Annotated in this window: 20 protein-coding genes; 10 read left to right on the forward strand and 10 right to left on the reverse strand. The window is 41.8% G+C overall.

Going from position 1 to position 22,744, the window contains the following annotated elements:
* Window positions 1-13 precede the first annotated feature (13 nt).
* The 3 genes from H6G69_RS20900 to H6G69_RS20910 form a co-directional block, all read right to left on the reverse strand.
* On the reverse strand, window positions 14-1,120 hold the full coding sequence (locus H6G69_RS20900; protein ID WP_190691046.1) for an ABC transporter permease: 1,107 nt from the start codon (window positions 1,118-1,120) through the stop codon (window positions 14-16).
* Between the two features lie 29 nt (window positions 1,121-1,149).
* Entirely contained in the window at window positions 1,150-3,177 is a 2,028-nt protein-coding gene (locus tag H6G69_RS20905) for an ATP-binding cassette domain-containing protein (protein WP_190691047.1), read from the reverse strand.
* A 168-nt stretch (window positions 3,178-3,345) separates the two neighbouring features.
* Window positions 3,346-4,719: an HlyD family secretion protein gene (locus H6G69_RS20910; RefSeq protein WP_190691048.1), complete on the reverse strand. Its 1,374-nt coding sequence runs from the start codon at window positions 4,717-4,719 to the stop codon at window positions 3,346-3,348.
* 92 nt (window positions 4,720-4,811) lie between these two features.
* Here H6G69_RS20910 and H6G69_RS20915 point away from each other — a divergent pair, with 92 nt between their 5' ends.
* Both H6G69_RS20915 and H6G69_RS20920 read left to right on the forward strand, forming a co-directional pair.
* Window positions 4,812-5,435 (forward strand): TetR/AcrR family transcriptional regulator, encoded by a 624-nt coding sequence (locus tag H6G69_RS20915; RefSeq protein WP_190691049.1) that lies wholly within the window; start codon window positions 4,812-4,814, stop codon window positions 5,433-5,435.
* Window positions 5,436-5,464: 29 nt separating this feature from the next.
* On the forward strand, window positions 5,465-5,659 hold the full coding sequence (locus H6G69_RS20920; protein ID WP_199336196.1) for a hypothetical protein: 195 nt from the start codon (window positions 5,465-5,467) through the stop codon (window positions 5,657-5,659).
* A gap of 269 nt (window positions 5,660-5,928) precedes the next feature.
* Here the strand turns inward: H6G69_RS20920 and H6G69_RS20925 are convergent, their stop codons facing one another.
* The 3 genes from H6G69_RS20925 to H6G69_RS20935 are packed head-to-tail and all read right to left on the reverse strand — an operon-like array spanning window position 5,929 to window position 8,410.
* Window positions 5,929-6,831, reverse strand: a complete 903-nt coding sequence (locus tag H6G69_RS20925; protein WP_190691050.1) for a M48 family metallopeptidase — start codon at window positions 6,829-6,831, stop codon at window positions 5,929-5,931.
* Window positions 6,831-7,256, reverse strand: a complete 426-nt coding sequence (locus tag H6G69_RS20930; RefSeq protein ID WP_190691051.1) for a DUF2358 domain-containing protein — start codon at window positions 7,254-7,256, stop codon at window positions 6,831-6,833. Before H6G69_RS20930 ends, H6G69_RS20925 begins: the two co-directional genes overlap by 1 nt.
* Window positions 7,253-8,410: a glycoside hydrolase family 10 protein gene (locus H6G69_RS20935; protein ID WP_190691052.1), complete on the reverse strand. Its 1,158-nt coding sequence runs from the start codon at window positions 8,408-8,410 to the stop codon at window positions 7,253-7,255. The genes H6G69_RS20930 and H6G69_RS20935 overlap by 4 nt, the downstream gene beginning before the upstream one ends.
* A gap of 242 nt (window positions 8,411-8,652) precedes the next feature.
* Here H6G69_RS20935 and H6G69_RS20940 point away from each other — a divergent pair, with 242 nt between their 5' ends.
* The 3 genes from H6G69_RS20940 (at window position 8,653) to H6G69_RS20950 (ending at window position 11,411) form a co-directional block, all read left to right on the forward strand.
* On the forward strand, window positions 8,653-9,513 hold the full coding sequence (locus H6G69_RS20940) for an alpha/beta fold hydrolase (protein WP_190691053.1): 861 nt from the start codon (window positions 8,653-8,655) through the stop codon (window positions 9,511-9,513).
* 309 nt (window positions 9,514-9,822) lie between these two features.
* Entirely contained in the window at window positions 9,823-10,281 is a 459-nt protein-coding gene (locus H6G69_RS20945; RefSeq protein ID WP_190691054.1) for a pentapeptide repeat-containing protein, read from the forward strand.
* Window positions 10,282-10,973: 692 nt separating this feature from the next.
* Window positions 10,974-11,411 (forward strand): CAAD domain-containing protein, encoded by a 438-nt coding sequence (locus tag H6G69_RS20950; RefSeq protein ID WP_190691055.1) that lies wholly within the window; start codon window positions 10,974-10,976, stop codon window positions 11,409-11,411.
* Between the two features lie 203 nt (window positions 11,412-11,614).
* Here H6G69_RS20950 and H6G69_RS20955 read toward each other — a convergent pair whose 3' ends face one another.
* Entirely contained in the window at window positions 11,615-12,619 is a 1,005-nt protein-coding gene (locus tag H6G69_RS20955) for a phosphoribulokinase (RefSeq protein ID WP_190691056.1), read from the reverse strand.
* 1,393 nt (window positions 12,620-14,012) lie between these two features.
* Here H6G69_RS20955 and petH point away from each other — a divergent pair.
* The 3 genes from petH to H6G69_RS20970 all read left to right on the forward strand — a co-directional run bounded on the left by petH (window position 14,013) and on the right by H6G69_RS20970 (window position 18,232).
* Window positions 14,013-15,338, forward strand: a complete 1,326-nt coding sequence (petH, locus tag H6G69_RS20960) for a ferredoxin--NADP reductase (RefSeq protein WP_190691057.1) — start codon at window positions 14,013-14,015, stop codon at window positions 15,336-15,338.
* 205 nt (window positions 15,339-15,543) lie between these two features.
* A complete protein-coding gene (locus tag H6G69_RS20965) occupies window positions 15,544-16,833 on the forward strand; it encodes a homoserine dehydrogenase (RefSeq protein WP_190691118.1) in 1,290 nt (429 codons plus the stop codon).
* A 364-nt stretch (window positions 16,834-17,197) separates the two neighbouring features.
* Window positions 17,198-18,232, forward strand: a complete 1,035-nt coding sequence (locus tag H6G69_RS20970) for an S-layer homology domain-containing protein (protein WP_190691058.1) — start codon at window positions 17,198-17,200, stop codon at window positions 18,230-18,232.
* 64 nt (window positions 18,233-18,296) lie between these two features.
* Here H6G69_RS20970 and H6G69_RS20975 read toward each other — a convergent pair whose 3' ends face one another.
* The 3 genes from H6G69_RS20975 to H6G69_RS20985 all read right to left on the reverse strand — a co-directional run bounded on the left by H6G69_RS20975 (window position 18,297) and on the right by H6G69_RS20985 (window position 21,569).
* Window positions 18,297-19,013: a class I SAM-dependent methyltransferase gene (locus tag H6G69_RS20975; protein ID WP_242072128.1), complete on the reverse strand. Its 717-nt coding sequence runs from the start codon at window positions 19,011-19,013 to the stop codon at window positions 18,297-18,299.
* Between the two features lie 122 nt (window positions 19,014-19,135).
* Window positions 19,136-20,449, reverse strand: a complete 1,314-nt coding sequence (locus H6G69_RS20980; protein ID WP_190691059.1) for a TldD/PmbA family protein — start codon at window positions 20,447-20,449, stop codon at window positions 19,136-19,138.
* Between the two features lie 256 nt (window positions 20,450-20,705).
* Window positions 20,706-21,569 carry a Tab2/Atab2 family RNA-binding protein gene (locus tag H6G69_RS20985; protein ID WP_190691060.1) on the reverse strand — a complete coding sequence of 288 codons (864 nt, stop codon included), beginning with the start codon at window positions 21,567-21,569 and terminating at the stop codon, window positions 20,706-20,708.
* Window positions 21,570-21,828: 259 nt separating this feature from the next.
* Here H6G69_RS20985 and H6G69_RS20990 point away from each other — a divergent pair, with 259 nt between their 5' ends.
* Both H6G69_RS20990 and H6G69_RS20995 read left to right on the forward strand, forming a co-directional pair.
* Complete coding sequence (locus H6G69_RS20990; RefSeq protein ID WP_190691061.1) at window positions 21,829-22,371, forward strand: Uma2 family endonuclease; 543 nt, start codon at window positions 21,829-21,831, stop codon at window positions 22,369-22,371.
* Between the two features lie 11 nt (window positions 22,372-22,382).
* Entirely contained in the window at window positions 22,383-22,706 is a 324-nt protein-coding gene (locus tag H6G69_RS20995) for a XisI protein (protein ID WP_190691120.1), read from the forward strand.
* Window positions 22,707-22,744 lie beyond the last annotated feature (38 nt).

Genomic DNA, 22,744 nt, shown 5'->3' on the forward strand with positions numbered 1-22,744 from the left:
GACACAGAGAATATTAATTTGGTAGTTGCATTCGGCTTAAAACTCGGCGTGATACGTTGAAAAATAGCAAGCCTAAGATTGTCAGCATGACTAAATCAAACCAAACTCCGGCAAAGCCTGTACCACGCACGAAGGCATCACGGGTAATATCAATGTAGTAACGTGCAGGAATTATATTAGGTGCTAAGGAGAGGGGAAAGGGAATATTGTTGAGTGGATAGATGAATCCAGATAATAATAATGATGTGATAAAACCAACGAGAGAAACGCCTTGCACAGCAGCATTTTGGTTACTACTACGTACTCCTAAAAGTAAGCCGAAAAAAACGCTATCTGCCAGAAATAGTAAAGTGCCAAGTAATAGTGTGATGGGGTTGCCTACTATACCAATATGGAAAATAATTGAGCCACATCCCATGACTATTAGTGTCTCGGTTAGGGCAATTAATAAGTAGGCTAATCCTTTACCGAGTAATAGTTCTGTCGCACTAATACTAGAAGCATAGACTTGTAAAATTGTACCTTTTTCTTTTTCTCTGACCATTGCGATCGCAGCTAGCAATGAAGGGAAAATCCACAACACAACGCCATATACTCCTGGCACAATGTAAAGTGATTCTAATCTGCCGGGATTAAACCATAAACGCATTCGGGCTGTAATAGTATTAATAGGTGGTATTAGTCCATGCTCCTGCATGAAAAAGGTTGTGACTCTTTGAATACTATTTCTAATTACCCGGGCATTGTTTACGTCTGTTGCATCAATTAAAACTTGTACTGTTGTATGTTTACCTGCTTGAATATCGCGGCTAAATTCAGGCGGAATAATGACGGCAACTTTGGCAATTCCTTTATCTATTGCGTCGCGGGTGGGGTTACTGCCTGACCATTGTTTAGGAATAAATTGATTGGTGGCGTATAGTCTTTCAATATAACTTTGGCTAAGGTTTGTGCGGTTAAAGTCTTGCACGATTAAGGGGATATCTTTACTTTCTAGGCGAATCGCAAAACCGAAGATGATTAGAGTGATAAATGGTAAGAGAAATGCTAAAGCTAAGGTCAGGCGATCGCGGCGAAATTGTGCTATTTCTTTAATACATTGGGTGATGATTCTTTTCATAGGAGTTTAAACGCAGAGGGGCGCGGAGTTTATTGCACACGCTGTACTATTCCTATAAAGGCATCTTCTAAGGAGAAGGGAATAGGACGCAGGGAATTGACGGTAATTTGATTGGCTTTTAAAAGTTGAGTAATTTGGTTGATTTCTTGTTCGGGGTTGTCGAGAACAATGTGTAAACTATCGGCAAAAATCGAAACTCGCCATGAGTCGAAGTGTTGTTTGAGTAGTTTAGAGGCGGCTTGGTTTTGATTGACGATGATTTCGATTAATTTTCCTGGTTGTGATGCTTTGATGGAACTGGGTGAACCTTCGGCGACGGTTTCACCTGCAACCATAAAACTCATGCGGTTACATTGTTCTGCTTCTTCTAAATAGTGAGTTGTGACTAAGATGGCTGTACCGTTACGGGCGAAGTCATTAATTAGCTTCCAAAATTGGCGACGCGCTAAGGGATCTACTCCTGATGTTGGTTCGTCTAAAAATAAAATATCTGGTTCGTGCATCACAGAAGCACCAAAAGCTACGCGCTGTTTCCAGCCTCCGGGTAACTGTCCGGTGACGAGGTTTTCTTGTCCTTCTAAGCCGCAGGTAGCAATTACCCAATCAATTTTTTCTCGCCGGAGTTTGCGCGGTACGCCGTACACTCCGCTATAAAATTCCAGGTTTTGCAGGATGGTTAAGTCGTCGTAGAGGGTGAATTTCTGACTCATATAACCAATGCGTCGTCTTAAGTCTGCACTCCGCAGATTTCCAGTTTCACCACCCAAAGAAACTTCGCCGCCACTGGCTTCTAAAAGTCCACACAGCATTTTAATTGTGGTGGTTTTTCCCGCACCGTTAGCACCCAACAACCCAAAAATTTCGCCGTAACGCACCTCAACGTTGACATCTTTCACGGCTTGGAATTTACCAAACACACGACTCAGGTTGTGGGCGTATATTGCTAGTGCTGAGTGCTGTGTGCTGTTAGCGGTAGCGGGGCGTTCAGCCCGTGCTGAGTTTTGATTACTTCCCCTATACCCTTGCACCCCTACTCCCCACTCCCCACTCCCTACTCCCCTTTTTCGAGAACGGGGAAAAGGGAAAAACTGCGGTGCGGAACCTTGTTGGCGTAGTCGGGTGACAAAGACGTTTTCTAATGTGGGTTCGCCATGTTCGATGGTGGGAGGTGGTAGCTGATGTTGTTGTAATAGTTGGCGGACTTCGGTTTCTCCCCTATCTAAATCTTGCACGAGGACATCCAAGCGATCGCCAAAAATTTGCACATCTATAATATTTGTCTGTGCAGTTTGAGAAAGTATCTCTTCTGTGGCTTCTAAATTGGTTGTTCGTACTTCCAAGCGATGCAAGCCTAAGTTATCTCGTAATTCGCCGGGTGTGCCAATTTCATGAATTTGTCCACTATACATCAAAGCCACCCGGTGACAGCGTTCGGCTTCGTCGAGGTATGGTGTCGCTACAACAATTGTCATCCCCTCGGCTGAGAGTTCGGCTAGGACATCCCAAAATTCTCGCCGCGAAACGGGGTCAACACCTGTGGTAGGTTCATCTAGTAACAATACTTCTGGTTGGGAGACTAAAGCACAACATAACGCCAGCTTTTGTTTCATTCCCCCCGAAAGTTGCCCCGCCAAGCGATCGCCAAATCTATCTAAATCCATTAAACTTAGATATTTATTGCGACGTTGCAAAAGCAAATCATCCGCTACTTGTCGCAAACCCCCCGCGTAACGCAAGTTTTCATCAATACTCAAATCTAAATACAGCGAAAACTGTTGAGTAAGATAGCCAGTCATTAACCGTGCATCTCGCGCAGGGTGTCCAAATATCTCCACTTCCCCTGCTGTCGCTTCCATCACTCCGCCCAAGATGTGAAAGGTGCTAGTTTTACCTGCGCCATCAGGGCCGATTAAACCAAACATTTCGCCTTTGTGGACAGTGAAATCAATTCCTCGCACTGCTGCTAAGTTGCCGTAGTGCTTGTGTAAACCATGTACTTTAATTGCAGTGGTGGGAGAAGTTGATGATGGGGGTGAGGTGGTGAGTAGCTGTTTCATAGTTTTATGTCTCACGCAAAGGCGCAAAGACGCAAAGGCAGTTATGAGAGATTTATCTATTCATGGGTCATCAGGACTTACGCAAAGACTCTTATTCCTTTGTGTTCTTTGCGTTCTACCCTGCGGGAAGCCGCTTACGCGTCTATGTGGTTCGTTTTTTCCTACTCCCTATTCCCTAGTCCCCGCTCCCTTCAAATCAATCTCTGCATCGGCTGGCATTCCCATTTTGGCGCAGGGTAAATCTGATTGATTGTAGGGATTTTCGGGGTTAAAGCAGCTATCAGGATTTTGCACTTCAATGCGAATTCCTACTACTTGTCTGACTCTATCTTTTTGAAAGTAAATATTTTCTGGTGTAAAAGAAGCTTGCGGATCTATGGCAATTACTTTACCTTCTAGAGGTTTATCTGGTGCAGAATCAATCAAGATTTTTGTGGTTTGTCCTAGACGCACTCTGCCAATGTCGCCTTCGGGAATAAAACCTCTAAAATAGACTGTTTTGGGGTCGACAATTGTCAAAATATTTGTTTGGCTGCTAACTACTGCGCCTGGTTCGACACTACGGGCTGTGACTACGCCATCTAAGGGGCTAACTACATTTAAATCTTTTTTCGAGTCGGCAATTTGGGTCAGAATTTGCTGTTTTGCGGCTTGGGCATCTTTGACTTTGGCACGGGCGGATTTGACTTTTGCTTGTGCAGACTTCAACTGTGCAACACTTTGCTGTTGTTTTCTGACTAATGATGTGACTTGGGCGTTGCGAATGTCAGGGTTGAAACTTGTGGTTTGGGCTTGAGTTAATGCCCCTGAGGAGGCACTTAATTGTTGGCGTGCAGCATTAACGGCGGCTTCCCGGGCTTCGAGGGTGGCTATTGCGGTGTCTAAGGTGGTTTGTGCTTGGTCAAATTGTTGCTGATTTATAGCACCTTCTTTAACTAATTTATCGTAGCGATCGCGGTTGATTTTTGCTAAATTTACTTCTGCTACGGCTTGTTTAACTTGGGCTTGGGCTTGCACTAATGTAGCTCTGGCTGCGGCGACGTTTGATTGTGCTTGCTCAATTCTGCCTGTGGTGTCACCTTGAGACTGCTGCCAATTGAGTTTGGCTTCGTTAATTTGGCTGGTGATTTCTTGAATCTGTCTTTCTACTTGCTCAACATCAGAGACTGCTTGCTGTTCATCTGATTGCGCTGATGCAATTCTCGCCTCAGCACCACGCAACTGGTCTTGTAGAAGTTGGTCGTTACTATCATCTAGTGTAATTAACTCTTGCCCCTTCTTAACTGCTGCTCCTTCCCGCACAGCAATTGACATGATTCTTCCCGAGCGCTTCACCCCAATCTCAGTTTCATAACCTTCAATTCGACCACTGACCTTGAGTATATTTACTGATGCTTGTGGCTGACTACGCCACACTGCGTAGCCAATACCACCCACCGCCACTAACCCTAATATCAATAAAGGAATTGGTTTCTGACGTTTCTGCTGCTTGGATACTGGCGCATTCGTAAGACTTTCCGGTACTGGGGCAGTCTGAGTCATATTAGCACCCTAGATGAAAACAAATATTTTGGCCATCATACTAGACTGTCCAGTATGATATAGCAAGAAAACTGCAAAAAAATTTACCATTCATGCCTAAAACTCCTGCTTCCCAACTGGAATCTGTTTTACCTGCAATTACTCCAAAACAGGAGCAAATCTTACAAGGAGCAATTCGAGTATTTTTGTGCGAGGGTTACGCTAAAACCAGTATGGATAGGGTGAGTGCAGAAGCAGGAGTAGCCAAACAAACAATATACAGTCACTTTCAAGATAAAGAAGGACTCTTCAAGGCGTTGATGGAACGGTTAACGCTGGCGTGTTTGCAAAGTATATTTTCTGGCACAAAATTGCACGGCGAACCGAAAATTTTCTTGCGCCAGATAGCCGAAACTTATTTAACCAAAGTAGCAGATAATCCAGATTATTTGGCACTGTTGCGGTTGATTATTACTGAGTCGCAAAACTTTCCTGAACTGGCAAAATTATATAATCAAACTGTAGTGCAACGTGGTCGATTTTTACTCAGTCAATATTTTGTATCTCATCCAGAATTAAATATTGCTGACCCAGAAGCAATGGCACATATATTTATGGGTTCGCTGGTTTCTTATGTCATTGTACAGGATATTTTGTATGGTAAAGAACTATGCTCTTTGTCACGCGATCGCCTGTTAGATAGTTTGATGAATATCATCATGAGTCAGTCAAAATAAATATATTTGCCATCAGGAGACTTGGAAATATGACCATTGTTTTTAACCAAGATAAATATAAAGAATTATTAGTTAAGTACCAACCAAAGTTAATTAAAACTGAAGAAGAGAATGAGAGAGCCTTGGCTATAATTGAAGAATTGACGCATCGTTCAAATCTTACCCCTGAAGAAACTGAAATTTATGAACTGTTCATTACTTTAATTGAAAAATGTGAGCAGTAATATTCAACAGCCAGACTTATTAAGATATTTTAGGTTCTGAAGATATTACTAAATTCCAAGCTAAACAGGACTTACGCACAAGCTACTGAAAATCGAACCACAGAGGCGCAGAGTTCACGGAGAAATGAGAGTTTGAGAGATATTTTGCGTAAGTCCTAGCTAAAGCTTTACTGTATAAGGGTTTTAAAATGTGCAAGTTAAGAGTTTAGCAAACTTTTTTAAAGTTGACCCTGGCGTATTTATTTAAAGATTAATTAAACAGACTCTAGTTACCAAGAAGACATAAATTGCCAATCTTCTGAATCTTCTGTATTTTCTGATGTAACTTCTGGTTGCTCTAGATTTTCTGCTTGCAGTAATTTATCATATTCACCGGAATCAACCCACTTCAACAACTCAGAAGCGCGCATCACAGACCAAGGAACTTGATATTCCATAAAGCTGAATATCTTAGTTACTTGATCCAAGTTATCAAGACTAATGCTGCCAAATTCACGCGCTTGGGCTGTAAAATCAGCGATAGTATCGGCATTTAAATAGTCACTAGGTAAGCCAGCTAACTTCATCAGTGCAGTAATAGCGACATTGATATCTTGACAAGCTAATAAACCCGCGCGATCGCAAGTAAATTTTGACATTATAATCCAGTTATAAAGCCCGAGTTCTATCCCCCCAGCAGCTAAACCTCCTAAGCCAAACGTTGTACCATTCACCAGGTTTTTTAACATTGGCATAACATTTGCAATTTGCTGATAAGCAATATATTTACCCTTCACTCGGGCAATTTCGTACCCAAAAGCAAATAGCAATTCCTCATAAGAATACCATTCCATCGCTTCTAAATTCACACTCACCATTGGCTTTTCTACACCAACAGCATTAGTATGAATGTGTCCTGTACCACGAAATAAATATAATTCTGGCTGTGGACTCAAATCAAGAATCTCACAACTTTCAGCAAACGCATCATGTAACTGTGGAAAATTCCGAGGTGTGACGCGAAATTCCCCACCAAGAATTTGCATTCTCAGCAAGCGGTCAATTCCATATTCATTCACCTTGTTTAACAATAAAGATAAGCCAGGAGTTTTATTTAAAGCTGTCAAAGCTTTTTGGTCAAAAGGATGCTGAAATGTAACTGTATTTAGCCCAAATAGTATTTTTCTTTCCATCATTTATCACCTTTTTGAACAAACTGCCTTAAAATCTCTCCTGGCTTTCTATCCCAAGTATCAATATGCTCATATATCAAATTATTTGCATTCAGTTTATAAGTGGAATAGCCATTAAAAAATATCTTTGCCTGCCAAGGTACACGTAACACACCACGAACTGTCCACTTGGCTATAATTGTATCTTCTGCTGCCTGATAAACTTCATGCACATCAAAGGCAATTTGCGTAAAAAATAATTTGGCGTGAAATCGCAATGTCCAAAAAATAATGCGATAGTTAAATTTATATTTAAATTTATTTACTGGGTCTTGAAAATAAATATTTTGTGTATAAATGTCGTAAGAAATATCTTTTTCAAATAAAGTCGGTAAATCATCTTTGAGAGTTTGAATTACTTGTTCTATCGGGAATTTATCTGTCATACACCTGTTAAAATCAGATTTTTTAAGAATCTCTGTATTTTCTGCCATAACGATAAATCATCTCTATCGCTAGAACGCTGTAAATCAGCCAAAGTCGGGAATATAGCAGGTTGAGCGTAGGGGCCATTTCGCAAGACAGAAGCAAGAGCATTGTTATTCTCTCGCAAACCTTCGTAAAAAAAGAAGACTTCTCCAGAAATTCCGAGTCGGCGGTTGAATGCGATCGCCTGCACCAGATATTCTGGACTAATGCAGTAATTCCCCAACTTCATCAAAATTCCCGGTGCTACCTTGGGGAGAGTTGCATCTGTAAACTGACTGAGCAATTGATTAGCGATCGCTTTATAACTATTAAAATCACGGCGATAAATCTGGGGATGAATCATATCAACAATTCCCAACCTTAGCCAGGTGGGATAGTCTTGCAGATATTCTCGAAATCCCCAATCATAAATATTTGGCGACATCGACACCAGCAAATTAGGGTTAATCCTTTTCACTTCGCCATAAAGTCGTGCCAAAAAATCAGTCAAAATATCAGCACGCCACTGTAACCATTGTTTATCTTGGGGGTTGTTTGGTGGACGACTGCCAAATTGCTGTTGATAACGGGCAATTGTCAGGGGATCATAACCACCTTCGCATGGTAAAGCCGGAAAGCGATCGTCTCCTTGAATCCCATCGACATCATAATTGCTTGCCACCTCCAAAACCAAGTTCAACATAAACTCTTGCACTTGGGGATGAAAAGCATTCATCCACTCAAAACCATTTTTTTGTAATAGATTTCCGTTACAGTCCCGCGCCGCCCATTCAGGTTTTTGCTGTAACAGCATTCCACCATTCAAGTTGTAGGAACTGGCAAAACCGTATTCAAACCAAGGAATAACCTTTAACCCCACGCGTCGCGCCTGGGTTATCACCTCTGCTAAAGGATCACGCCCAACAGACATTGGGTCAATCTCCACCCCAAAAGTTTGTCGCATAGTTGGACTGGGGTACATAGTCACACCCTTATTCCACACAACGGGAAACACCACGTTAAACCCAGTCTCCGCCAACAAATCCATCGCTTGGGCAATGCGTTCCTGTGAGCGGAAAACCTTACTGTCAGTAGTTGTCAGCCAAACACCGCGAATTTCTGTTTTTTTCATAAGTTATAAGAAAGCATAAAGTGAAAATTTCATACTTCATACTTCATACTTCATACTTCATACTTCATACTTCATACTTCACCCTTCATACTTCACACTTCACACTTCATACTTCACACTTCATATAAGAATTCTCTGACATTACCACCACCTCAAACACTGCCTTTTAACAGATGTTTGCTCTAGGATGACGGTACATAATTCAACAAAACTTAGATTGCTCGTAGATAAAATACAACATAATGTCAGCAACAGAAACTTGGCAACACAAATATATAACTACCAATGGCGTGAAACTGCACTATGTCACCCAAGGCACAGGCCCTTTAATGTTGATGTTACACGGGTTTCCTGAATTTTGGTATTCCTGGCGGCATCAAATACCTGAATTCGCCCAACATTTCCAAGTAGTGGCGTTAGATTTGCGGGGCTATAACGACAGCGACAAACCAACAGCACAATCAGCTTATGTCATGGATGAATTTGTTAAAGATATTGAGGGAGTAATTAAAGGTTTAGGTCACGAAAAATGCGTTTTAGTTGGGCATGATTGGGGTGGTGCGATCGCCTGGTTTTTTGCCTACGCTCACCCAGAAATGATAGAGAAATTAATCATACTTAATCTACCCCATCCAGCCAAGTTTTCTCAAGGATTATTCACGCCTCAGCAATTACTACGTAGTTCCTATATATTCTTATTTCAACTGCCTGTAATTCCCGAATTCATCCTACAATCTTTTGATTATCAAATAATTGCCCATACATTTCAAGGCACAGCATTTAATAAAAATACTTTCACTGATTCTGACCTAGAAGCTTATAAAAAAGCAGCAGCTAAACCCGGTGCTTTAACAGCTATGTTGAACTATTACCGCAATAGTTTACCGCAATTTTTAACCAACAAGAATTGGGAAATTTTACCAGTCCATACACTGATGATTTGGGGAGAAAATGATACAGCCCTTGGGAAGGAGCTTACTTATGGGACTGATGCCTATGTTAGCAACTTGCAAATTCAGTATATTCCCAATTGCGGACATTGGGTACAGCAAGAAGAACCGCAGTTAGTTAACCAGTATATGAGGAAATTTCTGGTAGTTTAAAATACTAAATACTGCGATTACTGAGTAATATTTATTCACAGAAAACTTGCCCTTAACAACTCATAAAAAAGCAACATAGATAAGGGCATTTTGTAAAAATATTTAACAAATTTCTCATAGGTTAATGCATCTATCAGCTTTCTCTGATTCAGACCCCAAAACCCTTGTGATTAGTCTTGCCTATCATCAAATAAATAGATAAACATCAACATCATTTTGTTAGTTAAATCAACATCGTGCAGAAATTTAGTGAGATAATAGAGTCGTGAGGAAAAGAACGGATGAACCTAATCACAAAGGGGAAAAATTATGAAACTCAAGCTATTTGCGGCTCTAGCCTTAGCAACTCCCCTCTTTTTTGTAAATGCTGTTAACGCAGGAAATTCACAAGATTTACAAAAGCTGTTATCTACTGGGGATTGTCAACGGTGCAGACTACCAGGAGTTGACCTCAGTGGCGCTCATTTAATCGGCGCTGATTTACGTGGTGCAAACCTCAAAGGTGCTAATCTTTCAGGCGCAAACCTTGAAGGTGCAGACCTCACCAACGCTAACTTACAAGGAGCTAACTTATCTTCAGCTTTTCTCACCAATGTTAACTTCAAAAAAGCCAATCTTAACGGTGTGAATCTTACCCGCGCTCATATTTACGACTCCAATGTATACGGCGCGTCAATGGAAAATATGAATATTACCGATGCAGAAATTTTTAACACAGGCATCGGTGTTGGCGGTGAAGAAGGCGCGCAAATGCCAGATTGGGACTAGGCTGAACTAAGTAGGCTAGTGGAATAAGGCAAAAGTAAGAAGGCAAAAGGTAAAAATTACTTTTCCTTATTTGCTTGAGGTATAAGCAAAGGCTTAAGATCCCCAACTTTTTTGAAAAATTGGGGATCTTGTCTTATTATTCAAGGCAGCCAGCAGATAAGCATTTTTCTATGCTTAATCAGCAAACAACGACAATAAGCAACTTTTAACACTGTTGCCTGCTTACCACAAAATATTTAATAAAATCTAGTCAAGATGAATACAGAAGAACTTTTATTAAGTATTAATATCAATGAGCATTAGATTCATTGACGAATCCGGCTGAAGATAGCTTTAATATTCAGGTAAAATCGGCGATTAACCTTGTATAAATGAGAGGTAGTCTGATTTTTGCATGATTTGTACTTGAATGAGTACGATTATCAGCAAGCTGTTACAGTGTGGGATAATCTCATCCTGAGGGTTCCAGTTGATTGACAAGCACAAAAATCAGGCAGATAAGAGTCACACATCCTATCGCTTGACTGTCTACCTTGAAGTTGATGCAGTAAAGGTTAGAGGCATTTAAGGTTATAGGAAACCCAACCTCTTACCAAGCCAAGTCTGATAAACTTGTGTCTTGCCTAATCACAGCCTTTTGGTTGTAATTGTCCGGATTAAAAAACCCAACTGTCAAATTTATGGAAGTTAAAATGCAAGAACCGGAATTCGCAGAAACAAAATCCACAGAAGCAACCCTGACAGATATCAACAGCCAAACAGGAACCATTACCAAACTCCAGCCTCCTGCTCAACCTCAAGAGGAATGGATAAAATATGGTGAACAAATCTCTGGCTTTTTAGGAACACTGCCTGAATACCTGGGTAGCTTGTTCAGCAAATATAAGCAACCCTTGGTTGTTGTTGGCGCAATTGTGACAGCACTTGTCGCCGTTAAGGTACTTTTGGCAATATTAGATTCTTTGAATGATATTCCTTTGGTAGCACCTACCTTTGAGTTGATTGGTATTGGTTACTCTGCTTGGTTTGTTTATCGCTATTTACTCAAAGCTTCAACCAGAAAAGAGCTAACTAACGAAATTACAACTCTAAAATCACAAGTTGTTGGCAAAAACGCTCCGGGCGCTTAATAACTAACCTCCTCACTGCAATTTAAAACACACAAGTTTGAGCGGCCATTTGCGCCGCTCAAATTTTTTTAGTTTGCTTTTTGGATACAAAATTACTGTTTGCCTCTACTTTGCCAAAGATAAAACCACATAACTCCAAATAAAAAGGGGGTCTCCCCGGTAGCACCCCCTAAAATCTTTGACACAAACACTGCTGTTTTGTTTTAGACTTGAACCGCTAGTTTTGCTTCCTTTGATGTTAAACGCTCGTAGGCAGAACGCATTTTTAGACCTGTCAGCACCTGGAACAAACCAGTACCATTATTAGAACCTGGGTACTCACGGTGTTGGAGTAACAAGTGAGTCATTTCACCTTCGTATTTGGTGGATGTGTTGCTGAGGTGGTTTTCGATGTAGATAACTTCTTCTAGGTTGTCAAATTGACCATCTACTTCTAATACAGAAACGTAGCGGCCGTAGTAAACATCGGAGCCATAATACAGCTGCATACCTGGATAAGAACAGGTAAGCTTGCGTCCGCAAGGAGTCCAGTGAATGGTAGAACCTTCATCAAACAGATAAACTGGCTCAAATCCTTCTTTACCTTCGCGTTGCAGCATCCGCACTCGCAAAACTTTGCGTTCTGTATCGTTCTTAATGAGGTTTGTGGGCAGTACTTGGAGAACTACATCAGCGAATTCTCTTTGAGGTTCGATGTATTTTGTGAAGTCAGGTTTACGAGAATTGATAGCCGCTAAGACATCTTCGTAACGATGACCTCTTTCTGCCATGTCGCGTTGAATTTTCCAGGCAATTTTAACTTCATCGCTGATGTCAAAATAAACGCTGAAATCGAGCAGCGATCGCACCCGTTCATCATATAAAGGATGTAGACCTTCAACCACAACAATGTGATTTGGTTCTACTATTTCTGGTGGATCGATCAGGCCGGTTTCGTGGTTATAAATCGGCTTATTAATGGTTTGACCTTCTTTGAGAGCTTTAATTTGCTCATACATTAAGTCAAAATTGTTGGCCCTGGGGTCAAGTGCAGTTATCCCAGTTTCTTTGCGTTGTTTGCGGTCTAAGCAATGATAGTCATCTAAACAGATAACTGTCATAAACTCTTCACCAAACAAATCGATCAAACGACGCAAGAAAGTAGATTTGCCGCACCCGGAGTCTCCGGCTACTCCAATTAGTACCACGCGTTCCGGCTTACTTGTCATAAATCTCCTCTAAATACTAAATGTGTCAATCAATAAATTTTTCACACAGCAGATTTTTGAAGCCAGGAGTTTACCCCATTGGTTTTTCCTGTGTTCTTGCTACTCAGCCACATAATGATTTATCAGACGCGCGACCAACCAAGTTAACGGCTGTTACTCGTCTGAGATTGCTTTATTCGGCAGCTGGTAAGTATTTAATCCTAGTGGTATATTTAATTTTAACAGAAGGGGTTATCCTATACAAGGTTTAATGCCAGGAAGGATATCGTGCTTTCACAGTTGCATTCATGGTTGAATGGTGAATCTTTCCCCCAAGCACAACTATTAACTTTAGATATATTCCTAGTGGAAGTTTGTATCATCTCAAGTTTATCAGGTGTGGTTTGGATTCAAGACAGTACTTGCGTAAAATGTGGCTGATTTACTACTATTGACTGATAGCTCTACACATTCAAAGTTAAATAGGACTTACGCAAAATATCTCTCAAACTCTCATTTCTCCGTGAACTCTGCGCCTCTGTGGTTCGATTTTCCGTAGCTTGTGCGTAAGTCCTGTTAAAATCTATCTGCAGAAAGAAAACAAAATTGGGCGAATTAATCACCCAATACCCCCTGTCTCGCAATTATAAAAGTATAAATCTGCACCTAGGCTAAAGTTTGTCCTAGAACTTGACAGATGTTTCACCTCAAGTGAAACTAATTTTAGCTGTTCATAGCACATTTTTGGCATTTCACAGGTGCATTTGTCCCAGATATATAGTTAAATATATTTAAGTGAACCATCAAAATACAGTTAGGCATTTTCTTGGTACACACATAAAATAAAAAAAGTCAACTAATTGAGTTTTTTTATGGCTGAGGTTGGTCATTTTATGAGTATCTTGTAGATTGACATTAACTGCTTGAAATAGGATTTAAAGATTTTAAATGGCAATTTTTGGATTTGTTCTGCCTATCAGGTACAGGGCATAAACCAAAAAATTGAGCATCTAAAATCTCAAATTTTACTTCTAAACAAAAATCGGCGACTCTCAATAGCTTGTGTCAACAAAGAGTTTATGCCTGTTGTTATTAAAAAAGTTGCTTTTTATGGCTAGAAATGATTTTATATCTCCTTAATAGGAGTAGCAATTTACTAAAAAAAGATTAAATTGACTCATGATTAACATTCTCCCAGAGACTTATCCTCTACTTTAGAAGGTGAACAGGTGTGTTTATTACTGCGCCTGCTAGTCTGGGGTTGAGTGTACTTCGCAAGGCATTTTTCGGGAATGCCGCTTTCCTGAAAGAGCTAGTTTTGGGTGCCACAAATCCGATAAACTAAAAGCTGGCTAGTGATGGGAATAGTTTTTTTTTGACAAACGGTTAAGTAAATATCGGAGTGATAGAACGAATGTACAATCAAGGTGCTGTTGAGGGTGCTGCCAACACAGAATCAGGTAGCCGCATCTTCGTTTACGAAGTGGTGGGTCTGCGTCAGAGCGAAGAAACTGATCAAACGAACTACCCAATTCGTAAAAGTGGCAGTGTGTTCATCAGAGTGCCTTACAACCGCATGAATCAAGAAATGCGACGGATCACTCGCCTAGGCGGCAAAATTGTTAGCATTCATCCAGCAAGCATTTTAGAGCAAGTGAATGGGCAAGCCCCAGTTGCGAATGCTGCACCTGAAGTGGAGACTGCTAGCAGTGAGGGTAATGGTCAAGCCACACCTGTGAAAGCAAAAAGTGAAGCGAAAGGCTTTGCTAAAGCGCAAGCTGAAGAACAGCCAAAAAATAAAGATACCAAAGGCAACACCATGACTCAAGCGAAAGCCAAAAAAGCCCACGCTGACGTTCCTGTAAATACTTATCGTCCTAATGCACCATTTATCGGTAAGTGTATATCCAATGACCCGTTAGTTGGGGAAGGCGGTATTGGTATTGTTCAGCACATCAAATTTGACCTGTCTGGTAGCGATTTAAAGTACATTGAAGGTCAAAGTATTGGGATTATTCCCCCTGGCGTAGACAAAAATGGTAAGCCAGAAAAACTTAGACTGTACTCTATTGCCTCAACTCGTCATGGTGATGATGTAGACGATAAAACAGTTTCATTGTGCGTTCGTCAGTTGGAGTACAAGCATCCAGAATCAGGTGAAACAGTCTACGGTGTTTGCTCAACACACCTGTGTTTCCTCAAGCCAGGCGAAGAAGTAAAAATCACCGGGCCAGTGGGTAAAGAAATGTTGTTACCCGATGACCCCGAAGCCAATGTGATTATGATGGCAACTGGTACAGGTATCGCACCTATGCGTGCTTATCTGTGGCGGATGTTTAAGGATGCAGAAAGAGCCGCTAACCCAGAATATCAATTTAAAGGTTTCTCTTGGCTGATTTTTGGTGTACCAACCTCTCCCAATATTCTCTATAAAGAAGAATTGGAAGAAATGCAGCAGAAGTATCCTGATAACTTCCGCTTGACTTATGCTATTAGCCGCGAACAAAAGAACCCTCAAGGCGGCAGAATGTATATTCAAGACCGCGTAGCAGAACACGCTGATGAACTGTGGCAGTTGATTAAAAACGAAAAAACCCATACATACATCTGCGGTTTGCGCGGTATGGAAGATGGTATTGATGCGGCTTTAACTGCTGCTGCTGCCAAAGAAGGTGTAACCTGGAGTGATTACCAGAAGGAAATCAAAAAAGCTGGTCGCTGGCACGTAGAGACTTATTAAGTTAGTCATTAGTCAATAGATTAAGACAACTAAAACAAGATAATCTGTAGGGTGGGCAATGCTCACCCTACAATTGTTTTGTATATATATTTGCTGAAGCAAGGGTTCTAGTAGTTAAAATACTAACTACTCAGCACTCAGCACGGGCTAAACGCCCCGCTACCGCTAACAGCACTCAGCACTAAATATATTGGGTGAAAAGCTTGTGGGTGTAAAGCTAGGATTATTAGGATTAGGTACAGTAGGTACGGGTACGGTGCAACTACTACAAGATACGGTTGGCCGTCATCCGTTGTTGGAGGAGATAGAAATATATCGCGTGGGTGTAAGATCGCCTGACAAACCCCGTGCTGTAGAATTACCAACATCAGTAGTAACCACAGATTTAGCCGCAATTGTCAACGACCCGGCGGTGGATATAGTGGTTGAGGTGATGGGTGGACTGGAACCAGCACGCTCGCTGATTCTGCAAGCGATCAAAAATGGTAAACACGTAGTTACAGCTAATAAAGCGGCCATCGCCCGTTTTGGGGCGGAAATTTTTAACGCCGCTAATGAAGCTGGTGTCTATGTCATGTTAGAAGCGGCTGTGGGTGGCGGGATTCCTGTAATTCAACCTTTAAAGCAAGCTTTAAGCGTTAACCGGATTCATACTGTCACTGGCATCGTTAACGGTACAACTAACTACATCCTTACCAGGATGCAAACTGAAGGTAGTGATTTTGGGGATGTTTTGGCTGATGCTCAACGCCTCGGCTATGCTGAAGCTGACCCCACGGCTGATGTGGATGGCTTAGATGCCGCCGATAAAATTGCGATTTTGGCATCCTTGGGTTTTGGGGGACGCATCCGCTTAAACGATGTGTATAGTGAAGGAATTCGCCAAGTTAGCAAGACAGATATAGCCTACGCCGAAAAGCTAGGTTTTGTAATTAAATTATTAGCGATCGCCAAATACCAAAACAACGCCAACTCAAACTTATCTGTGCGAGTCCATCCTACCTTTGTACCCAAAGCGCACCCATTAGCAAGCATTAACGGCGTTTATAACGCCATCTTGGTAGAAGGAGAACCCATCGGTCAAGTCATGTTTTTTGGCCCAGGTGCAGGTGCAGGTGCAACAGCCAGCGCAGTCACCTCAGACATTCTCAGTTTAACGGCTGCCCTCAAAAGTAATACCGCAGTTCCCAATCCCCTACTAACTTGTAGACATGAAGATTACTGCGAAGTTGCACCTATCAGTGAACTAGTCACAAGATTTTACGCCCGATTCCTGACCAAAGACCACCCTGGTGTCATCGGTAAACTAGGTACTTGCTTTGGCAATCATGACGTGAGTTTAGAGTCCGTTGTCCAAACTGGCTTTCAAGGAGCCTTAGCCGAGATTGTCGTTGTTACCCACGATGTCAAAGAAGGCGACTTCCGCAAAGCCTTAGATGAAATTCAAAGTTTGGAAGCAATTGATAGCATTCCTAGTATTTTGAGAGTGCTTTGAAAAGTATGAAGTATAGCGTGTGGGGTGTTGGGGATAGACACATATCTTGCACCAAGCGACTGAAGTCGCGGCTACACAGACAAAACCCGCCTGCGCGGGTTCCAAACCCTTGATATTGCGTTAGTCCGCGTGGTGCGCCAAGCGCAGCGCAAGCGCGATAGGCGGACTTCGTTTGTATAGCCGCGAATTCTATTCGCTGGGGCTAGGTGCAAGATGTGAATAGAGAGTTTTTGGTGTTATTCACCCCATATCTCACACCTAGCCGCAACAAAGAACATTGTAATCTACAGAAATTTTTATCCTTTACACTTCATTTTGTGGGTTAATTTTTCCAAAAGAACTTTACGGTTTCAGGGTCAATACGATGACAAATCTACCGCCTTCCAATCCAAAGTCATCTGAAAAAACAGCCCTTGGCTTTGATGAGTTTATTGCCATTTTGGTTGCCTTCGGTGCTATTGGGGGAATTCTTTTGTGGTCATTTTCGCGGCGGGATGCTGGCTGGAATTGGAAGACAGTTTTGTTGCCTACTCCCAGTGCCACTGTGACAACTCAGCCAACTCCCACAGCCACTTCTCCATCTGTGCAGGAGCAACCAAATATCAATACTCAACCAGAGGTTACACCATCACCGCCAAACGAAGTGCTTCCGCAAGCAAGTCCCACCCTTCCTTTCATCCTTCCATCTGTTCCAGTCGCGCCGATTAATTCATCACCAAAGTCGGTTCCTTTCTCTACATCCACTCAACCATCATCTTTACCTTTAGTTACCCCGGCAGAACAGAAAACAGTAATTCCGCCACCAATTGCATTTAACGATGTCCCGACTAATTTTTGGGCAACTCGGTTTATTAATAGTCTTTCGGCTCGCGGCATTATCAAGGGTTTTCCCGATTATACTTTTAGACCAAATCAGCCTGTAAACCGCGCTGAATTTGCGGCTATTCTTCAGCAAGCATTTGACACTGATTTGAGTAAGAATTCTATACCTTTTAAAGATGTATCAGATAAATATTGGGCAACACCAGCAATTGACCGTGCTGTTGGTACAGGATTTTTAAGAGGTTTCCCGAACAAAACCTTTAAGCCACAACAAAAAATTTCGCGCGTCCAAGTTTTGGTGGCACTTGTGAGTGGGTTGAATCTCAAACAACCAGCAAAACCGTCACAGGTGTTAAGTATCTACAAAGATAGCCAGGACATTCCTAAATATGCTGTTGGTAAGGTAGCGGCAGCAACAGCAAATGGTTTAGTGATTACTAGTGCTAATCAAAAAGTTTTAGCTCCTAATCAAGCAGCTACCCGTGCTGAAGTTGCAGCGATGGTGCATCAAGCTTTGGTCAAGTTAGGAAGGCTAGATAATATCTCTTCGGATAAAGTGGTGAATAAATATCAGTAGATTACAAAGTTATCGGTTTAGGCAGGGTGTGGGGTGTAGGGGAAGAAAAGTTAATTACTCTGTTTCACGCTCGCCATAACCGCAGAATTTGGTTACTTCCTTTGAGGAATTCCCACGGCACATTCACAATTTCTACGGAAATTTCAGCATGATTTAAATCATTGATTAAATTGTTCAAAAAAGGATATGGTTGAGCATCTTTACCTTGGATTGGGTAGATTCTGACTTCTTGAGAACAGACGCGATATAGTTCTAAAATTGTTTGCCAATGAAAAGCATAATCAAAGCAGTCGCCATAGAGAAACAAAAAATGTCCGCTTAAAACTAAATCAAAGCTGCGATCGCTAAAAGGTAATTTTGGTAATGTAGTTTGAACGTAACGTCCTGCTTGACGGCCATCTGGATAATCTGCCAAAAAGCGTTCTAAGGCTGTTTGGCGATATTCATTTAATTGTGCAATATTTTGATAACAATCCCAATTATAGTTATGGGTAACTTCAGCAAGCCTTTCCAGCATATGAACTAAATCTGCTTGCCCTTTTGCTCTTAACGTGCCTTCATCTAAGTTAAACAAAATATCACCAGCTAAAGCATCAATGCCCATTTCCTGGGCTTCTGCCACAAAAGAAGCCGCTCCAGCCGGACAATCTAAAATCTGGGATTTTTGCCACTGTGATAAATCCAAGTCAAACAATTTCACATATTCTGATAAAGTTCTGCCAATAAATACGACCCTATCAAGTTGGATAGCATCATTTGTGCTGTGAGCAAAATTCATCATGCTTGTTTAAGTAAATGAGTGGCAAAAAACCAAAATACAGTAAAGTGCTAAGGGAAAAAACTGAACTTAACCCCTAGCCTCTACTCCCAGCCTAAGTTAATATCTTTGACTGCAACTTAGTATTAATTACTTCTGCCAGTCGTGGATAAACCTTCAACTATTAAAGAAGGTGTATAACAAGAACCATTCCAATCAGCATCAGCACCTAATTGCACGACTTGTTTCAGGGCTGTGTAAATATTACCTGCGACCATCGTATCTTTAACCCGGCCAATTACCTCACCATTTTTCACCCGATAACCCAAATCAATATTGATCGAAAAGTCACCAGAGATCCCACCGCCACCACCCAACATTTGATCGACAATTAAGCCATTATCCAACTGTTTAATTAATTTTGATAATGATGCCGAACCAGGTTGAATTAGAAAATTAAACAAACCCGGGGTGGGATAGCTACCTAAACCAGGACGGAAACCATTACCTGTCGTACCGATACCTAATTGACGGCCTGTAGTGCGATCGCAATAAAAATGCTGTAATATTCCATCTTTAACAAATACTAAAGATGTAGTTGGCGTACCTTCATCATCAAAAGGGCAACTATAAGGGCCTGCTTGGGGGTCTTGAAAAAGAGTCAGACTGGGAGAAATGACTTGTTTACCTAAGCGTTCTGCCCAAGGAGAAGCCGCCTCTAAAACACGTTTTCCATTTAAAGCTGCTTGGGCTGTTCCCCACAGCATATCTGCCGCTTTAGAAGTAAATAAAACCGGGACGCGTCCTGCTGGCGGTGAAACATTTTCTTTCGCCCAGACTATCCTTTGTAAAATTTGATATGCTAATTTCTCTGGGTCTAAAGTATCACGTTGAGTTTGACCATCCGAAACACTTAAAAAATCATCGCCTCTAACCCATTCGGCTGACATATAGCAACTAAGTGTAGTGTCAGTGTAGTAACAATCTAGACCTTGACTATTGACAAGCCTAGTATTTTCCACATCGCACTCCCAATCACTATTGCATAGCACATCAGGATAAGTATCGCGGATAATAGCGATCGCTTCTTTGCCCCAGTTAACTAAAACTTCTATGGGTACACTTTCCCCTAAATTTGGGTAAGCAGGCTTGAAGTTACTAACTAACTCAACAGGTTCAGGTTGATTTAACTCACTCAAAGCCAAAGCCCGTTCCACCATAGCTGCGGCTGGAACCGCACCATAAGCTACCGTGAGTCCTGGACGACCATTGCGCCACAACCGCAGCGTTGTGCCTTCAGACTGACTGGTTTCTAGCTGCTTGAGTCGGTTAGCCTCAAAAAAGACAGGACGAGAAAGCGAGCGCGACTGATACACCTCAGCAGCTTCGGCTCCCGATTTAATTGCTAATTCCAGCAGCGCTTCTGCTAGTGTATCTTGTGACAAATTTTCAGAACCCATGACCCTTGGTGAATTGTGGATTTCGGATTTTGAACTGCAAACAACGCAGATAATTATCCCAAATCATTGGAGCCTATCTGCGTTAATCCAGACAGACGCAGATAATTATCCCAAATCATGGGTATCTATCAGCGTTTGATCAGTGCAGAGAATTCCCAAAAATCATTAGTATGGGGAATAGGAAGTGGGGAGTAGGGAATAGAAGAAAAGTAATTAATTTTCCCCTTGCCCCCTGCCCCCTGCTCCGTTTCCTCTTTTAAGGCAAAGCTACCTCTTGCAACAGCCAAAACCCAGCAAAAGATTCGGCTTGGGGGCTTGACTGAATGCCAACAAAATGCACTCCGTTGGCTTTTTCTTTAGCTTCGGCAAAACCTTTGGCCTCTACTACTGTTTGAGGATTTTTGATATTTGCCAAAATCCAACTTTCTGTAGCACCAGTTTCCAGAATTAACCTTGTGCCTGCACTAGTATCAACTCGCAAAAAAGCTAACTCTAACCCAGACATCCAACCTGCAAGCGGCAAAGCCCTAGGTGAGAAAATCAAAACTCCCGGAATGCGAGATTCCGGCGATAATTTTGCCATTTCTATCGGGAAAGCTTCGCCAAAACCAATATCCCACTCCGGCATTTCTGCCAAATCAGCGGCTGACAAACTGACAAACACCCATTGCTGCCCTTCTAAGGCATCAGGTAAACGCTGAGGTAAAGGACTTTCTAAGCGCACCGAAGGATTAGTCCCCCCTTGATACCCTGGTTCTTGAGGATAAACTTCCTCCATTCGCTGTTGCAGCCATTGGTTGAGTACCAAAGTCCGCCGACTAGGTTGAGCCGGAATGCCCAAATCCTGGCAAGCTTTGGTAATCATATTATTCATTTGGCGGCGGAAAAAGCGAATTTTAATTGGTGCTTCCCCTGCTTTGTCAATGGCTTCCTGCAACGCCGTCCGCAACCAGCCCGAATTGACCTGGGTACTGGGACAATATTGAGCATAGCGAAATACTGCATCTGTTTGCGCCCGAATATCCGAAGGACTTTCGCAGACTAAAACTTCCCAAACTTTTTTTTGATTTTCATCCAAAATTGGACGCGAGTAAAAATCGATTTCCCAAATACTGCCCATGTTATGCCGTAGAAATCTGGCGATTTGATATTTTGCTTATATTTTGATCATACGAGTCTACGGGCAGTGTCATACCAATTCGCAATTCGCAATTCGCAATTCGCAATTCGCAATTAAGAAAGACTGATTAATTAAGGCTTTAGGGGTTTATATCTGTTTCATTATTTTAGTGAATTGGTGTCAGTTCAATTGGGAAAATAAAGCCTATAGACAACAAGCATTAAAATTAATCTATTGATTGCCTGTTTCAGGAGGTTTTATGTCCCTGACAGTTCAAGACTTGGAAAAAATGCAGCGACAGTTTCCTGACTATCGCATGGAATTGGTGCAAGGGGATATTGTTGTTATGAGTCCATCAGGCTATGAGTCAGATGAAGTCGCAGCCGAAATGATTTCCCAAATACGTAACTGGGTTAAACCTCGAAAACTTGGACGGGTTGCAGCTTCTAGTGCTGGTTTTAGATTGCCTAATTCTAATTTAAGAGCGCCTGATGCCTCATTTGTCATAGCAGAACGTTTGCGTCGCAGCCCTAAGTCTTTTGCTCAGTTAGCCCCTGATTTGACAGTAGAAGTCAAATCTCCCAGTGATGATCTAGAAGAATTGCGCGTAAAAATTCGAGAGTTTTTGTCTTTGGGGACGCGGGTAGGAATTTTGATTAACCCAGATGAACGAACAGTTGAGGTGCTTTACTCAGGCAAAGAGCCAGTGATTTTACGTGATGGTGATGTGTTAACGGTTCCTGATTTGCTGCCAGGCTGGGAAGTACAAATTTCTGATTTATGGCCACTTGAATTTGATTAATGCCTAAATAAATTCGATATCGTGATATTGTGGAAAAAATTCTGCGAGACTACGCTGAGTTTCTTGGTAACGATGACCAAGTTCAAATAGAGCTAGTATTTGATCGGGAGCGTAATCGTTATATTTTAGTGGAAGCGGGTTGGCAAAACGATTACCGCATTTACGGAAGCTTGTTACACATCGATATTATTAACGATAAGCTCTGGATTCAGCATGATGGTACAGAGGAAGGAATTGCTTTAGAGTTAGTTGCAGCTGGAATTCCCAAAGAGCATATTATCCTAGCGTTCAAATCACTGGAACGGCGCAAGCTAACAGATTTTGCAGTTTCTTAAATCAATGCGTAAGACCTAGTTTTATAATCCAAAATTAT

Origin of the sequence: Nostoc sp. FACHB-110 (genome assembly GCF_014697425.1) — a bacterium.
Lineage (GTDB): Bacteria > Cyanobacteriota > Cyanobacteriia > Cyanobacteriales > Nostocaceae > Nostoc_B.

Coding starts and splice junctions, on each gene's coding strand:
- H6G69_RS20900 (WP_190691046.1), bottom strand. CDS start 1,120: ATGAAAAGAATCATCACCCAATGTATTAAAGAAATAGCACAATTTCGC.
- H6G69_RS20905 (WP_190691047.1), bottom strand. CDS start 3,177: ATGAAACAGCTACTCACCACCTCACCCCCATCATCAACTTCTCCCACC.
- H6G69_RS20910 (WP_190691048.1), bottom strand. CDS start 4,719: ATGACTCAGACTGCCCCAGTACCGGAAAGTCTTACGAATGCGCCAGTA.
- H6G69_RS20915 (WP_190691049.1), top strand. CDS start 4,812: ATGCCTAAAACTCCTGCTTCCCAACTGGAATCTGTTTTACCTGCAATT.
- H6G69_RS20920 (WP_199336196.1), top strand. CDS start 5,465: ATGACCATTGTTTTTAACCAAGATAAATATAAAGAATTATTAGTTAAG.
- H6G69_RS20925 (WP_190691050.1), bottom strand. CDS start 6,831: ATGGAAAGAAAAATACTATTTGGGCTAAATACAGTTACATTTCAGCAT.
- H6G69_RS20930 (WP_190691051.1), bottom strand. CDS start 7,256: ATGACAGATAAATTCCCGATAGAACAAGTAATTCAAACTCTCAAAGAT.
- H6G69_RS20935 (WP_190691052.1), bottom strand. CDS start 8,410: ATGAAAAAAACAGAAATTCGCGGTGTTTGGCTGACAACTACTGACAGT.
- H6G69_RS20940 (WP_190691053.1), top strand. CDS start 8,653: ATGTCAGCAACAGAAACTTGGCAACACAAATATATAACTACCAATGGC.
- H6G69_RS20945 (WP_190691054.1), top strand. CDS start 9,823: ATGAAACTCAAGCTATTTGCGGCTCTAGCCTTAGCAACTCCCCTCTTT.
- H6G69_RS20950 (WP_190691055.1), top strand. CDS start 10,974: ATGCAAGAACCGGAATTCGCAGAAACAAAATCCACAGAAGCAACCCTG.
- H6G69_RS20955 (WP_190691056.1), bottom strand. CDS start 12,619: ATGACAAGTAAGCCGGAACGCGTGGTACTAATTGGAGTAGCCGGAGAC.
- petH (WP_190691057.1), top strand. CDS start 14,013: ATGTACAATCAAGGTGCTGTTGAGGGTGCTGCCAACACAGAATCAGGT.
- H6G69_RS20970 (WP_190691058.1), top strand. CDS start 17,198: ATGACAAATCTACCGCCTTCCAATCCAAAGTCATCTGAAAAAACAGCC.
- H6G69_RS20975 (WP_242072128.1), bottom strand. CDS start 19,013: ATGATGAATTTTGCTCACAGCACAAATGATGCTATCCAACTTGATAGG.
- H6G69_RS20980 (WP_190691059.1), bottom strand. CDS start 20,449: ATGGGTTCTGAAAATTTGTCACAAGATACACTAGCAGAAGCGCTGCTG.
- H6G69_RS20985 (WP_190691060.1), bottom strand. CDS start 21,569: ATGGGCAGTATTTGGGAAATCGATTTTTACTCGCGTCCAATTTTGGAT.
- H6G69_RS20990 (WP_190691061.1), top strand. CDS start 21,829: ATGTCCCTGACAGTTCAAGACTTGGAAAAAATGCAGCGACAGTTTCCT.